Consider the following 15,116-nt stretch of genomic DNA (forward strand, 5'->3'; position numbering starts at 1 on the left):
TCGGGGCCAGGGGTTCCGTTCTCGTTCGAGTCTATCGCGGCGACACTGATGTCCAGCGTCCCATCGACAGACCCGTCGTTCGCGAGCGTGATAGCATCTCCGCTCCCAGAACCGTTGGGAACAGCGTCGGATACTGAGAGGACGGTTACCGGAGTACTCCCGCCGTCGACAGTCAGATCTAGTGTCCCGGCGGACACAGAGTTGTCGTTACTCGATTCCGTGTCACTGAACGCCGCGAACGTCCCCGCACCCGCGGCAGCCGCAGCGCCGCCGATTGTCACTATACCACCCAGAACGCGCCGTCGATTGAGCTCTATCGTCTTGCTGTTGTCTTCGTCTGTCATCTGAATCACCCGCCAGGGACCCAGAGACGCGTCAGCGCCCAACCCACCCTGGCTCTGCTGGTCTGTACCTCGCTACTATGTCTACGGAAATAAAAGCCTAGTGGCTTTCTCACGGCCTGAATACGGCGATTATAGCAGTTTCAGAAATGCTTACCAGATGTTACAAACTCAAAAACAGGTATCCCGAGTGGACAGTCAGGCCAGCCACTCCTCGGGCTTGGTGTCGTAGTCGATGTCGTCGGCCGCGAGGTGCTCGACGGCGTCCCACGGCAGTTCCTCGACGGTGACCTCGTCGCCGTCGTAGCGGATCAGCCGCCCGACCTCTTCCGGTTCGGGCTCGCGGTCCCGTCGCTTGGCGACCTCCACGTCGTGTTCGTCGAACTCCTTGAGGATGGTCTTGAGGTTGACGGGTCGACCCCAGAGTTCGAACACGCGCTTCAGGGTGTCCTTCGCCTGAGCGATGTCGAGCACGACGCCGTTGTACTGGTGGGCCAGCAGGAGTTCGTTGCGGTTGTTGTAGTTGCCGTCCTCGACGACGACGGTCGGCTTGCCGAAGTTGGTGAACTGCAGCATCAGCTTCTTTTTCACGTCGGTGTAGTCCGTCGAGGTGACCCGGTAGTCGCCGGTCGACTGGGTGTACTCGTAGGTGAAGTAGTCGTTCTCGTCGACGAACTCCTGGGTGAGGAACTCGTCTAAGAAGGTCACGTCGTTGTGGCTCTCGCGGATCTCGCGCATCCGGTCCCAGCCGCGGGCGTAGTCGACCTCGGCGAGGGCGTCCTCGACGGAGCCGTACCGGGCGTCGTCGAACATGTACCGCGAGACCCGTTCGAGTTCCTCTTGGCTCACTCTCGAAACGAATCCGCGGTTCTGGGGCTTGGTCAGCGAGTAGTGTCGCTCGGCCAGCCCCTCGTAGGTCAGCACCTTCCAGGGGTAGGTCTCGACGTCGAGTTCCCCGTCCTGGGCGGCCGCCAGCGCCTCGGCGTCGACCCGCGGGTCCTCGGGGTCTAGCTCGTCGAGGTGTTCGACCACGGAGGCCATCTCGGAGTCCGGTTCGACCAACTCGAGCACCCGCTCGAAGTCGACGGTGTCGTGGAAGTTGCGCCAGGTGACGCCCTCGACCCGGAGCAGTCGCTCGACGACCTCGCGGCGGTTGGTCGTGTTCTCGACGTAGCCCCAGATCTCCAGGCCGAGCTTGTAGGGGTTGAGTCCCGACGAGCCCAACACCTTCGCCATGTGGTCGGCGTAGAGGACGAACTCGTCGTCGCCGGCGAAGGTCTCACCGGTCATCATCGCCGACTCCCAGTAGGCGGCCCACCCCTCGTTCATCACCTTCGTCATCTTCTGGGGGGCGAAGTAGTACGCCTCTCGCCGGAGCATCTCCAGCACGTCTTTCTGCCAGTCGGCCATCTCCGTCGCCTTCGCGGCGTCGCCGTCGTACTGCATGCCGTGCTTGCGGAGGAACCCGAGCACGTCCTTCTCCGGTTCGGCCGGGAAGGTGGCGCCCTCTTCCTCGTCGGTCTGGGCCTCCAGCCACTCCTCGGTGAAGACCTGTCCCTTGACCTCGTCGGAGAGGTCGAGCTCTTCGAGCTGCTCGGCCACGTCGGCGGTGTCGTGCTCGTCGATGAGGTCGATCCGCGTGTCGATCGGCTCGTAGGGGACGTGCTGGTCGATGTTGTCCTCGAGCGTGAGCACGTGGTCGATCCACTTCTCGACCTCGCCGCGGTCGATCTCGGGGTCGGTCATGAACCCCTCGATGGCGTCGGCGTGGCGCGCCAGCATCGCCGCGGCGTTGGGGTTCTCGGCGAACATGCCGAACCACTCGTTGTTCGCGAAGAAGTCCGCGTGGGCCTCGACGTGGGTTATCACGGCCTTCTGGTCGGCGACGGTGTTCGACTCCTGGAGGAAGGCGTGGGAGGGGTCGTCGTTGTTGACGATCTCGAAGGCCTTGCCGCCGAGGAACTGCCCCTGTTTCTGCTGGCGGTCGTACTGCATGCCCCACCGCCAGTGGGGGTACCGTTGCTGGAACCCGCCGTAGGCGATGAGCTCGTTCATCTCGTCGTAGTCGACGATCCAGTAGTTCACCTCGTAGGGGTCCAGTCCGAACTTGCGGGCGAGGTTGTTGGCCTCGTCGACCGGCGCTTCGAGGTCGGCGGCGATGCGCTGGGCCTCGATCCGGTCGCTCATCGGTCTGCTCATTGTGATTCGTCCTCCGTGCTGAGGATGTCGTAGATGGCGTCGACCACGTCGCCGGGGCCGGAGACGTAGGCGACGGCCACGTCGTCGGCGTCGCGGAAGCTGCGCTCGACCTCCTCGGCGTGGGTCGCGTTGATCGCGTTCCCGCTCGGCTGGGTCTCCACGTACGCGTGGAGGTTGGCCGGGATCTGCTCCATCAGCGGGACGACGTGTTCCCCAGTGTCGTTGCTGGAGTTCTCGGAGTCGCCCGCGGCGAACACGTAGCGGTTCCACTCGCTCCAGGGGTACTCCTCCAGCAGCTCGGCGGCGAGTTCGTAGGCGCTGGAGATGCGCGTCCCGCCGCCGCTCCGGATGCCGAAGAACTCGTCGCGCTCGACCTCCCAGGCGTCGGCGTCGTGGGCGATGTAGACGAACTCGGCGTTGTCGTACTTGCCCTGGAGGTACCAGTCCAGCGGCGTGAACGTCCGCTCGACCAGTTCCCGTTTCTTCTGGCGCATCGACCCGGACACGTCGCGGATGTTCACGACGACGACGTTCTTCTCCCGTTCCTCGACGATCTCGGGGTAGCGATAGCGCTCGTCCTCCCGGCGGAAGGGCACCTGGTCGATGCCCTCCCGACGGATGCGCCGGGCCGTCCCGACGCGCTCGGTGTTCGCCTCCATCTCGTCGAGACTGCTCCACTTCGTCTTCTCGCCGCTCGGGACCTCGTCGTAGGCCTCGTCGATCCACGCCCGGGAGACGGGCATGTTCTCGCCGCGGGCCCACTCGAACACCTTCGCGGGCCCCCAGCCGTCGATCTTCAGGGCCTCGCGGACGAACTCGCGGTCGAAGTCCATCGCGAGCTTGCGCTTCAGCCCCTGCTTGAACAGCCGCTCGAAGTCCAGCGTCGACGTCGGGCCCGAGCGGGTGATGTCCGTGAAGTCGCCCTCGGTCTCCTCGATCACCTTCTTGCCCTTGGGTTCCAGGTCGAGGCCGAGCTGTTCGTCCAGCTCCTGGGCGAACTCCTCGGGGTCCATCTCGTAGTACTCGTGCTCGCCGCCCTCCTCGCCGGGGTCGCCGTCCTCGTCGCCGTCACCCGGCTGGGGCTCGGCGTCGACGGGGTCGCCCTCCTCGGCGTCGCCCTGGCCGACCCCGCCCTGGTCGCGCTGGTCGTAGGCGAACTCCGGGAGGTCGACGATCTTGATGGGCACGCGCACCGAATCGGGGCGGCTCTGTCCCAGGTCGCCGTACTGGATGAACTCCGAGAGGTCCTGGCGGCGGTCCTCGCCCACCTCGCGGTAGCGTTCGAGGTCGTCTCTCAGTCCCATCGGTCGTTCACCTCGGCGATCGGTTCACTGGCTATCAGTCCCATTTGTAACTCACCTGGCTCATGACGTGGCGGCTGGTCAACTCGGCCGACGCCTCGCTGTAGTCGTACATCTCCTGCATGTTCGCGACCGTCTTCTCCTTCAGGTCGGCCGTCTCCGTGCCGCTGGGCGGCTCGTCCCACTGACGCGGGTCGAAGTCCTCGTAGGTGCGTTTCACGTCGTCCCACGAGTGGCTGCCCAGCACGGTCTGGATCACCGGGATCTCCTTGGGCGACACGTCCGCGACGCGGAACTCCTCGTCCCGGCGCTGCCAGGCGTGGCGGTTGAGGGCGGTGATGATCTTGTCCTCGCGGAACGCCTCGACGGCGTCGCCGGGTCGGTTTCCGGCGTAGTCGTCCTCGTCGAAGCGACCGAGGTGCTCGATCTCGAACACCTTCATCTTCAGCGGGTCCGGGTCGACGTACTCGCCGCGCTCGTTCTCGATCTGCTCGTCGGTCGACCACGCGTACACCTGCTCGATGTACTCTTCGACGGTCGCCTCGTCGACGCGCTTGTCGCGCATCATCGCGTCGAGCACGTCCGACTCCTGCTCGCCGAAGACGTGGTTTTTCACGGGGACGACCCGCTCCTCGAAGTCCGCCGCCTCGGCGTTCGAGAAGACGGGCGCCGTCGAGAGGTCCTCGGCCATCGCGTTGAGGATGTCCCGCGGCATGACGACGTGTTCGACCGGCAGGTCCGCGTGGTGGCGGTCCTGCTCGGTGTGGAACAGGTCGGCGATCTCGTCGCGCGTGTACGTGACCGGGATACCGTGGTCGCCGTCGGTCCCGCCCTCGGTGAACTCGAACTCGTCGGCGTCGACCCGCTCGTCGCCCTCCTGAAGGTAGCCGCGGTCGAACAGCAGGGCCTTGTCCACGAGGTCGTGCCCGTTCGGCACGTCGCTCACGTCGAGCCTGGTGACGACCGCGTACAGCGCCGCGGCCTCCAGCGCGTGCGGAGCGAGTTCCTTCGCGTGGACCTCGTCGTTCTCGTCGCGTACGCGCACGGTGAGCGGCTCCTGGATCCACTCCTCCAGCTCGCTCCAGGAGTCGGCGTCCCACACCTCCGTCTCGTCGGTCAGCTCCCGCCGCAGGAGCTCGGTCTCCAGCGAGAGGTTGGTGAGGTAGGTGAACTCGTGTTTGTCCAGACGGCGCTTGAGCGCCTTCAGCGGGTCCTGCCCCTCGCGGTCGGCGTGCTGGTTGAGCTGGGCTTCCAGGTCGGGATTGGAGATGATGACCATCTGGGTGTCGATGTCCATCCCGATGCCCTTGTCCAGCTTCACCGACCGCTCGTCGGGGACGTTCAGCAGCTTCTGCAGCAGGTCGGCGTGCTGGGCGGCGTCCTCGACCACCGTGAGGAGGCCGTTGCCCTGCGAGAGCACGCCGTCGTAGGAGAAGGCCTGCGGGTTCTTGCGCCCGCGCGAGTCGAGCTCCTGGAGCATGCCGCGCATCCACGAGCCGACCAGCCGCTCTTTGGGCGGCCCCTCGTCCTCGGAGTGGAGGACGCCGATGCCCCGACCCACGTCGACGACGTAGTTCTTGACGCGGAGGTGCTGGGGGTCGGTGATCGCCGTGAACAGCTCTTCAACGCCCTGGCGGCGGTAGTGTTCCTCCAGGTAGTCGTAGGCCTCCCGACAGAACGGGTCGAGTTCGCTCTCGACGCGAACCGGGATGTGGTCGTCGGTGGTCTCGTTGAGCCGCGCGACCAGGTCCTCGCGCACGTCCTGGGGGAACACCGAGAGGGGATGGGACTGGACGGGGCTCTCGTACCAGTCGTCCTCGTCGGCGACGGGCTCGTCGGCGTAGGTCAGCCCCGCGGAGTCGCCGCTCGTCCCGGCGACGTTCCACTCGACGGTGTATCGCCGACCCTCGTCGGTCTTCGAGTACTCGCGCAGCCCGTTGATCAGACAGCGCTTGAGTTCGGACTTGCCCGTCGCGGTGGGGCCGTCGAGCCAGACGATCTTCTCGTCTTTCCCGCGGCCGGCGGCGATCGAACGCAGGTCGTCGACGAACGCGTTGAGCACCTCGGTGTTGCCGAGGATAGCGTGCTCGCCGTCGTTGTGCGGGTCGTCGAAGAAGCGGTAGCGCTCCTTCTGATCGCCCTCCTCGATGACGGTCCGGGTGCCCGCGGCCTCGACGGCGCTGAGGAGGTACTTCGAGGCGTGGGAAGCCAGCGCCGGGCGTTCGAGCACCAGGTCGACGTACTCGGCGAGGCTTCGGGGCTCCTCGTAGGTCCTGTCCAGCGAGGCGTCGGCCTCGTCGATGAACTCGTCGCTGCTCATCTACTCCTCCATCTCGCTCTTTGCGACCTCCGCACCGGCGAACTCTAGCACCTCCCGCGCGCCCTCTTCGGAGTAGCCCTGTTCGATGAGCGCGTCGATCCACTCGTTGCGCTCGTCGTCGTCCATCTCGCCGGACGAGACCAGTGCAGAGAAGTTGATGTTGTGCTTCTTGTCCTCCCAGAGCTTCCGTTCGAGGGCGCGCCGCAGGCGGTCGTTGTCCTGCGGATTGAACGTGTCCCCTTCGCGCGCGCGCCGGGACACCCAGTTGCTCACTTCCTGGCGGAAGTCGTCCTTGCGGTCCTCCGGCAGGTCGAGTTTCTCCTCGACGCCCCGGAGGAACTGTTCGTCCGGTTCCTGCTCGCGACCCGTAATCTCGTCCTCGACGGTGTCGTCGTCGATGTAGGCCATGACGTGGTCCATGTACTTCTCGCCCTGGCGCTGGATCTCGTCGACGTCGTAGGCCAGCGCGTGGCGCACGTCCTCGATGGCCCGCTCCTTGTACTCCTCGCGGACGAGTTCGAGGTAGCGGTGGTAGGTCTCGAACCGGTCCTCCGGGATCGAGCCGTGGTTCTCGATGTTGGCTTCGAGGTGATTGAACGTGGTCAGCGGCGAGAGGAAGTCGCGCGAGCGGTGCATCGAGTCCATGATCGCCTCGGCGATCTCGTCGCCGATGAACCGCGGGGAGACCCCCTCCATGCCCTCGCCGATCTCGGCCTTCTCGGCGGCCTCGTCGCGGAGCTTCTTCACGTCGATGTCCTCGGCCTCGTCGATCTCGCCGTTGTAGGCCTTGGCCTTCTGGACGAGCGTAACCGTCCCGGTGTCGGGCTCCTCGATGCGCGTGAGCACGCCGAAGAGGCCGGCCATCTCCAGGGTGTGGGGTTCGACGATGATGTCCGGCAGGTCGGCGTTGTTCAGCATCTTCTCGTAGATGCGCGCCTCCTCCTCGTACTGGAGGACGTACGGGAAGTCGATCCGCTTGGTGCGGTCGTTGAACGCCTCCATCTTCTCGTCGCCCTTCTTGTCCTTGTACTCGGGCATGTTCGTCCGCCCGACGATCACCTGGTCGATGTCGATCCGGGGGTTGTTCTTGGGCTTGATCGTCTGTTCCTGGGTGGCGTGCAGGAAGTCGTAGAGGAACTCCCGCTGGAGCTTCAGCAGCTCCTCGCCCGAGAAGATGCCGCGGTTGGCGTTACAGAACGCCCCGGAGTAGTCGAACGCCCGGGGGTCCGATTCGCCGTAGACGGCGATCTTCGAGTAGTTCACGTCCCCCGTCAGCTCGGTTTCGTCCTGGTTTTTCTTGTCCTTGGGCTCGAACGTCTCGATGGCCTGACGCATGTTCTCGTCGGCGACCAGCCGGACGATCTCGACGTGGTTCTCCAGGACCTGCTGGAGGTCGTCGTCGTAGTGAGCCAGCAGCCGGTCCATGTAGAACTCGCTGGCCGGATCGAGGGCCTGCTCGTTGCGGATGGTGTAGGGGGCGTCCAGCTCCTCGTTGATGTCCTCGATGACCCGGTCGCGCTGCTCCTGGGGGAGCAAGACGAGGGGGTCCTGGTCCATCGGGGAGCGGACGGTGTCGTCGGCGGGGTCCTGGTCGGGGATCACGTCGCAGAGGTTGGTCCACCGGAAGGTGTACATCCGCCCGGCGTCCGAGCGGGTGTAGTCCTCGTAGTAGCGACGCACCTGCCGGTCGAAGTCGGACTTGCCGGAGCCGACCGGGCCGAGCAGGAGCTTGATGCGTTTCTGTGGGCCGAGCCCGCGAGCGCCGGATTTCACCTTGTTGACGAACTCGTGGATCGACTCGTGGACGATCCGTCCGTAGAAGGTGTTTTCGCCGTCGTTCAACGGGTCTTCCGAGGCGAGTTTGTACTCGACGACGCCGGCGTCCTCGTCGTACTCGGTGCCGTAGTAGTCGAACATGTCGGCAACGCGCTGGTGGGCGTTGCGGGCGATCGTGGGCTCGTCGTAGAGCTGGTCCAGGTACGCGTCGAACGACCGGTACTCGCGCAGGTCCGCCGGGATCGTATCTCTGTACTCTTGGCTCAGCTCTTCGAGGGTTTCCTGTGTCATGCTATCACGGACAGTTCGCGTCGAACTGTACTTGCGTCAGCGCGCTCCGGCTGACGGTCGCGACCGGCGAAGGCCGCTCGTGGGCTCGATGCATCGCCCCCGGGACTGCCCGCTCGCCACCGAAGCGCCGCTCGACGACGGGTGGCCGTCGAAACCGCCGGGGCGAGTCTATTGTCACGTGTGAACACCTACCGGCCGCGAATCGCACGGGCGACCCTGCGGCGTTCTGGGCAGCGTACCGTGGAGCAACCACCGATACTATTTATTGTGTGGGAACCGCAAGCATATAAATTGGATCCCTCACAGAGATTATTTCTAACTAAAAAATCCTGAAATATGGGCAGAAAAAGACAGACGACGGTATTATTCGGAAATACGATTGAGAATCAGCTCTGAGTATAAAAACCCCGGCCTCGCTGGGACAGAGTGGGACGGCTACTCGATCGAAGTCCCTTCCCCGTTCGGAAGCTGGCGCCGCTCACATGGGTGGGCCCTCCATCACCGCTCGAATCCCAAAGAGCATTGCCAGGTTCCCGGTGATCATCACCAGGTAGTAGACGGTCTCGCAGACCTTGTGAGCGCACGGGAGTACATCTTTGAACACCTCGACCGGCTTTTTGATGTACCTAGCTACCTCGCGCCAACGACCCCGTCTGATGCCGGACGAGGCGCTTCGGGAGCCCCAGTCAATATCGAACGAGAGTCGCAGGCTGATTCGACCAGTGGGCGACTCGGCCTCGCGTTGTCCGCCGGTCTCGTCGGATTGGTCGCCCGTTTGTTTGTCGGAAGTCGTGTCGGTCGCCTCTTCGGGGGTTTCCTGTGTCATGCTATCACGGACAGTTCGCGTCGAACTGTACTTGCGTCAGCGCGCTCCGGCTGACGGTCGCGACCGGTGAAGGCCGCTCGTGGGCTCGGCGCATCGCTCCCGGGACTGCCGATTCATCCTCAACTCTTCGTCGGACGGCGGGAGACAAGGGCCATGGGTCAGATCAGGTCTGCGGTCGCGCGTCGGTCGGGAATCCCGCGGCCGTTCTCCCGGCGTTCTGGGCAGCGAACCGTGGAGCAACCACCGATACTATTTTACATGTGGGAACTGTGTACTGATAAGTCTTTCTTGGAGGCAGACATTTGGTCCAATTAGTTTCCAATTCTGATCGGATCCCAGGCCGAGTGATTGCGAGATGCCTAAAACCTGATTGTCCGAGGACAGCAGTCGCCGCCCCCTGTCACCGTCGCAGGCCAAGAGCGGGCAGTACGAGTCGACCGCGACACTCTTGGGCCGCGGGCGCCGACCGTGAGACATGACATTCGAGGGACTGGCCGACGACTGGGTGGTCTGGTCCGAGGAGCGCGAGAAGGCCGTGCTGGCCTATCGGCCGGACGTGTTCGACGGCGCGGGGTTCCCCGCAGCGTGTCTGCCCACGATCTATCTCACCAAGGGCCGGCGCAGTCGGCATCCGGGGACGCAGACGCGTCCCAGCGACCCCTGGGTCGTCACGCTCTACCTCGAACCCGAGGTGAACCGCCCGCCCGACGAACACGAGACCCGCGACGACGCCGAGGCCAGCGCCGTCGAGCTGGCCAAGCGCTTCGCCACAGGCGAGGTCGACTACCGCGACATCTACCAGGTCCCCCGCGAGGACTACTTCGCGAAACTCGACGAACTGACCGGTCGCACCGACTGACGCGCCCGACACCCGGGAGAGTACTGCGACCGCCGGCATTCGTTCGGTGTGACTCGGCCGGGAAACTTAATCCACGTCGCCGCCAATCGACACGCATGTCGACGCTCACGCTTATCGGTTCTCGTCTGGCCGAACCCGGCCAGGAGTTCGTCTACCGGGGCGAGGCGAGCGCCTGCGACGGCTGTCCGTACCGCGACCAGTGCCTCACCCTCACCGAGGGTCGGCGCTACCGCGTCGACTCCGTCCGCGAGAACGCGAGCACGCTCGACTGCGGCGTCCACGATTCGGGAGTCGTCGCCGTCGACGTCGTCCCCGCGACCGCGCGCGCGAACGTCGCGAGCGCCAGCGCCTACGCCGGCAGCAAGGTCTCACTGGAAGGCCCCTGTCCGCACACCGACTGCCCGAGCCACGAACTGTGTGAACCCCAGGGCGTCGACTTCGACGAACCCCGACGCATCGAGACGGTCGTGGGCGACCCGCCCCACGACTTCTGCGCGATGGACCGGGAGCTGACGACCGTCGAGTTCGAGGCCCACGAGGAGTGACGGCGCGCACTCCCGCCGACGAGGACGGTCGAGACCGGCCGACAGGGACGCCGTACGTCGACGACGACTGGGTGAGGAGTCCCCCCGCCGGGAAGACCGTGCTGTTCACCGAGCGTCCGGACGACCCCGACCGGGATCCCCTCCGATTCGAGATGTGGCTCGACGCCGACGGCTCCCACGGCCCGATGGCTCACGTCCACCCCGAGCAAGACGAGTTCTTCGAAGTCGTCGCCGGACGGCTCGGTGTCTCCCGCGAGGGAACGACGACCGAGTACGGACCGGGCGAGCGCGCCGAGATCCCCGCCGGCGACGAACACCGGTTCTGGAACGCCGGGTCGACGGAGCTACACCTCCGCGGCGGCGTCGATCCGGGACTGCGAACGGAGACGTTCATGCGGATAACCTACGGGCTGGCACGCGACGGCGAGCCGGTCACGCCCTCCGGGATGGTGCTGAACCTCCTCCGGGTGGCCGTCCTCCTCGCGGAGTTCGACGACATGCTCTACCTCGCGGGCGCGCCCGTGACCCTCCAGCGGCTCGGTGTCGAACTCACCGCACCGCTCGGGCGACTGCTCGGGTACGACAACGAGTATCGAGAGTATCGGCCGTAGGGGCCGTTCGACGGCGTGGGGCGGCCGTCCCTCAGCCCGAGAGCGTGCCGATGCGTTCGGCAGTGTAGCCGAACACGTCCTCGTAGCCGTAGGCCGACAGCAAGACCGGGTGGAAGTCCTCCTCGGCGATCACGGCCTCGCCGTCGGCCGCTGCGATCCGCTCGCCCGCCAGTACCTCCTCGAAGTTGTTCACGAACACCTCGTACTCCTCGGCGACGGTCTTGGGGACGGGGTCGCCTAAACGGAACACCGGCAGGTCGGTCTGGTGGGGCGTCCCCTCGTCGGGGAGCGCGCCGGTGGCGGCGAGGAACTCGCGGACGACCTGCCGGGCGTTTTCCGCCGCCTGGTCGGTGCCCTGGTACCCGCACTCGACTTCGACCGTGTCGGGGGCGACTTCGAAGATACGCCCCTCCGCGTGGCCGGTCTCGACGACCGCGTCGACCGACAGCCGGGGACAGATCTCGCGCGCGAGGTCGCGGACCTCGTCGACCAGCGCGAACATTCCGCCGTAGGATTGCGTGGTGTGCAGCGCCAGGGTCACGCAGCCACGGAGTTCCTCGCCGAGCTCGTGAGCCAGCCGGATCTCGTGGCTCCGGCCGTCGGCGCGGCCGGGGAACGACCGGTTCAGGTCCGCCTCGACGTAGCGCTCGCCCCGCTCGATGGCTTCTTCGTTGGCGATCACCAGCTTCACCGGCACCGCCACCTCGGGGCGCGACTGCATGAAGTGTTCGACTGCCTCGACGCCGGCGGGCTCGTCACCGTGGATCCCGCCGACGACGGCGATCTCGGGTTCGCCGTCTCCCAGCGTCTCGACTCGCATTCGCCCGATATTGCGGCCTCGCCGGTTTAGGTGGTGTGTTTCGTCCCGACCGCGGTACCGTCGGCCCCATCGGGACGACCTCGGGATCAGTCTTGTTCCATCGCGCACGCGAGGCAGGCCGGTGGGGCCGGCGCGCACGACCGAGCGGGAGTCCGCGCCGGCGCCCGATTTCTCCGCGCGCCGCGCGCGCTTCGACGCCGATCCGGGCCGCTCCCCCGCGCTACCTGTCGCCCCAGCTATCGGATCCGCCGCTCCGACGGACAGGTGTCACTGGCGACGCCGGTTCGGCCGATTCTCCTACATAAGTTCGTCCATTCGTTCCCGCCAGAGAGGGCTTCTAACGCGTGTTTTTCCCTCACATGGGGGTCCTCGCTTCGTAAGGGTTTTACAGTCGCCACCCATCGGATGAAATACGTTCGACGCGCGGTGGAAGCGAGGTCGTCTCGTGGTCCGCCACGCTCGACACATGCGGTGACGGAGGCGGTTCCCGTCGCCCGGATTCACACTTAAGCCCGCCGTGGCTGCGATTGCCACACCGGCGCCGTCGTGTGATTTCGGGCGAATGTGGAAGCGTCTTTCGGAACCATTAAGTGGGGTAACCCACTACAATGATATCCGCACGAGGGACGGCGGGCGACCCACCTGGGTACCCGGCGTCCGACCCATGAGGATTCCACCCCTGCGGTCCGCCGTACAGATGGGATCTGATGTGAGCCTTGACAGTTCGGTGATACCCGACGCGGTGCGACGACGGTGTCACCGACTGACGGACCAGACATACACGCACACGTTGACTCGTGTGCTACACGTTGATAGCGTGTCTCCGCCAGATCCCGGCTTCGCCGGGAACATTCCGGTTGATCCTGCCGGAGGCCATTGCTATCGGAGTTCGACTTAGCCATGCTAGTCGCGCGGGTTTAGACCCGCGGCAAATAGCTCAGTAACACGTGGCCAAACTGCCCTACAGATCGGAATAACCTCGGGAAACTGAGGCTAATGCCGAATAGGACTTTCAGGTTGGAGTGCCGAGAGTTCGAAACGCTACGGCGCTGTAGGATGTGGCTGCGGCCGATTAGGTAGACGGTGGGGTAACGGCCCACCGTGCCGATAATCGGTACAGGTTGTGAGAGCAAGAGCCTGGAGACGGAATCTGAGACAAGATTCCGGGCCCTACGGGGCGCAGCAGGCGCGAAACCTTTACACTGCACGACAGTGCGATAGGGGAACTCCGAGTGCGAGGGCATAGAGCCCTCGCTTTTCCACACCGTAAGGTGGTGCGGGAACAAGTGCTGGGCAAGACCGGTGCCAGCCGCCGCGGTAATACCGGCAGCACAAGTGATGGCCGATTTTATTGGGCCTAAAGCGTCCGTAGCTGGCCGTGCAAGTCTGTCGGGAAATCCAGTGGCTCAACCTCTGGGCTTCCGGCGGAAACTGCTCGGCTTGGGACCGGAAGACTCGAGGGGTACGTTCGGGGTAGGAGTGAAATCCTGTAATCCTGAACGGACCACCGATGGCGAAAGCACCTCGAGAGCACGGATCCGACAGTGAGGGACGAAAGCTAGGGTCTCGAACCGGATTAGATACCCGGGTAGTCCTAGCTGTTAACGATGCCCGCTCGGTTCGGCGCAGGCTACGAGCCTGTGCCGCGCCTCAGTGAAGACGTAAGCGGGCCGCCTGGGAAGTACGTCCGCAAGGATGAAACTTAAAGGAATTGGCGGGGGAGCACTACAACCGGAGGAGCCTGCGGTTTAATTGGACTCAACGCCGGACATCTCACCNTTACCCGACGCCGTTGAGAGGAGGTGCATGGCCGCCGTCAGCTCGTACCGTGAGGCATCCTGTTAAGTCAGGCAACGAGCGAGACCCGCGTCCGTAATTGCCAGCAGCACCCTTGTGGTGGCTGGGTACATTACGGAGACTGCCACGGCTAACGTGGAGGAAGGAACGGGCAACGGTAGGTCAGCATGCCCCGAATGTGCTGGGCAACACGCGGGCTACAATGGCCNGAGACTGCCACGGCTAACGTGGAGGAAGGAACGGGCAACGGTAGGTCAGCATGCCCCGAATGTGCTGGGCAACACGCGGGCTACAATGGCCTGGACAGTGGGTTGCAACACCGAGAGGTGGCGCTAATCCCCTAAACCGGGTCGTAGTTCGGATTGAGGACTGAAACTCGTCCTCATGAAGCTGGATTCGGTAGTAATCGCGTGTCAGAAGCGCGCGGTGAATACGTCCCTGCTCCTTGCACACACCGCCCGTCAAATCACCNTCACCCGAGTGGGGTCCGGATGAGGCCATCATGCGATGGTCGAATCTGGGCTCCGCAAGGGGGATTAAGTCGTAACAAGGTAGCCGTAGAGGAATCTGCGGCTGGATCACCTCCTACTGACCGGGACTGGGGCGTTGCCCCAGCCCACAAGTCCTGCCCTGACGGGGCAGGCGCCGGTGACACCCGACCGCGCCGGTCGGGCACCGAACTGTCAAGGCTCACGTCGCCCCCTCACGGGGGCAGACCGAGCAGGCAGCGCACCTCTTTCGAGGTGTTCTCGGTTCGAATCCGAGTCGGTCAATACAAGCGGGCATCGCGCCCGCCGAACTGATGCACCAGCCCGTGAAAACGCGGCTGGGAAGGGTTCGATGCCGTCTCCGACGACCGCCGGAGATGGACGATGACGACCGTGTGTACGTGCAATCCAGACGTCAACTGGATCCGTATCATCGGGATACGTGTATCCGACGTAGTGGCTACTATGCCACTCGGTGAATGGCTCGGCTCGAGTGCCGACGAAGGACGTGCCAAGCTGCGATAAGCCTGTGGGAGCTGCATGGAAGCGAAGAACACAGGATGTCCGAATGGGAATCCCCACCGNAATCAAACGAGATATCGTCAGTAACCGCGAGTGAACGCGATACAGCCCAAACTGAAGGCCTCACGGCCAATGTGGTGTATTGGGCCGGCGATCAACGTTCGAACGATCTTGCGAAGTCTCCTGGAACGGAGCGCGACACAGGGTGAAAGCCCCGTACCGAGGTCTATTACGACGTGAGCCGGTTCCGGAGTAGCGGGGGTTGGAAATCCCTCGTGAATACGGCAGGCATCTACTGCCAAGGCTAAATACTCCTCGAGACCGATAGCGAACAAGTAGCGCGAGCGAACGCTGAAAAGTACCCTCAGAAGGGAGGCGAAACAGGGCTTGAAATCAGGTGGCGATGGAGCGACGGGGCAT

General features: G+C 64.5%; 9 protein-coding genes, 2 rRNA genes and 1 pseudogene. 5 read left to right on the forward strand and 7 right to left on the reverse strand.

What is annotated here, in order from left to right; genetic code table 11:
• From C475_RS22345 to C475_RS11105, 6 genes and pseudogenes are all read right to left on the reverse strand, one after another.
• Positions 1 to 344, reverse strand: a 344-nt coding sequence (locus C475_RS22345; RefSeq protein ID WP_235728451.1) for a TasA family protein, incomplete at its 3' end; no start/stop codon positions are given.
• A 195-nt stretch (positions 345 to 539) separates the two neighbouring features.
• The gene (locus tag C475_RS11085) at positions 540 to 2,528 is read right to left on the reverse strand and encodes a SpoVR family protein (protein ID WP_006883921.1); all 1,989 of its coding nucleotides are present in this window, start codon (positions 2,526 to 2,528) and stop codon (positions 540 to 542) included.
• Positions 2,529 to 2,536: 8 nt separating this feature from the next.
• Positions 2,537 to 3,853 (reverse strand): annotated as a pseudogene (locus C475_RS11090) (YeaH/YhbH family protein); the annotation flags it as partial.
• A 25-nt stretch (positions 3,854 to 3,878) separates the two neighbouring features.
• Complete coding sequence (locus C475_RS11095) at positions 3,879 to 6,161, reverse strand: PrkA family serine protein kinase (protein WP_006883923.1); 2,283 nt, start codon at positions 6,159 to 6,161, stop codon at positions 3,879 to 3,881.
• A complete protein-coding gene (locus C475_RS11100) occupies positions 6,162 to 8,228 on the reverse strand; it encodes a PrkA family serine protein kinase (RefSeq protein ID WP_006883924.1) in 2,067 nt (688 codons plus the stop codon).
• 478 nt (positions 8,229 to 8,706) lie between these two features.
• Positions 8,707 to 9,054 carry a hypothetical protein gene (locus C475_RS11105; RefSeq protein ID WP_006883925.1) on the reverse strand — a complete coding sequence of 116 codons (348 nt, stop codon included), beginning with the start codon at positions 9,052 to 9,054 and terminating at the stop codon, positions 8,707 to 8,709.
• A gap of 475 nt (positions 9,055 to 9,529) precedes the next feature.
• Here C475_RS11105 and C475_RS11110 point away from each other — a divergent pair, with 475 nt between their 5' ends.
• From C475_RS11110 to C475_RS11120, 3 genes are all read left to right on the forward strand, one after another.
• Complete coding sequence (locus C475_RS11110) at positions 9,530 to 9,913, forward strand: DUF5820 family protein (protein WP_006883926.1); 384 nt, start codon at positions 9,530 to 9,532, stop codon at positions 9,911 to 9,913.
• A gap of 95 nt (positions 9,914 to 10,008) precedes the next feature.
• Entirely contained in the window at positions 10,009 to 10,458 is a 450-nt protein-coding gene (locus tag C475_RS11115; RefSeq protein ID WP_006883927.1) for a UPF0179 family protein, read from the forward strand.
• Entirely contained in the window at positions 10,455 to 11,069 is a 615-nt protein-coding gene (locus C475_RS11120; RefSeq protein WP_006883928.1) for a cupin domain-containing protein, read from the forward strand. The genes C475_RS11115 and C475_RS11120 overlap by 4 nt, the downstream gene beginning before the upstream one ends.
• 31 nt (positions 11,070 to 11,100) lie before the next feature.
• Here the strand turns inward: C475_RS11120 and C475_RS11125 are convergent, their stop codons facing one another.
• On the reverse strand, positions 11,101 to 11,889 hold the full coding sequence (locus C475_RS11125; RefSeq protein WP_006883929.1) for a M14 family metallopeptidase: 789 nt from the start codon (positions 11,887 to 11,889) through the stop codon (positions 11,101 to 11,103).
• Between the two features lie 850 nt (positions 11,890 to 12,739).
• Between C475_RS11125 and C475_RS11130 the strand changes: the two genes are divergently transcribed.
• Positions 12,740 to 14,273 (forward strand): 16S ribosomal RNA (locus C475_RS11130).
• A gap of 352 nt (positions 14,274 to 14,625) precedes the next feature.
• Positions 14,626 to 15,116: ribosomal RNA gene (locus tag C475_RS24355) — 23S ribosomal RNA — on the forward strand; the annotation flags it as partial.

The organism is Halosimplex carlsbadense 2-9-1, from assembly GCF_000337455.1.
Classification (GTDB): domain Archaea; phylum Halobacteriota; class Halobacteria; order Halobacteriales; family Haloarculaceae; genus Halosimplex; species Halosimplex carlsbadense.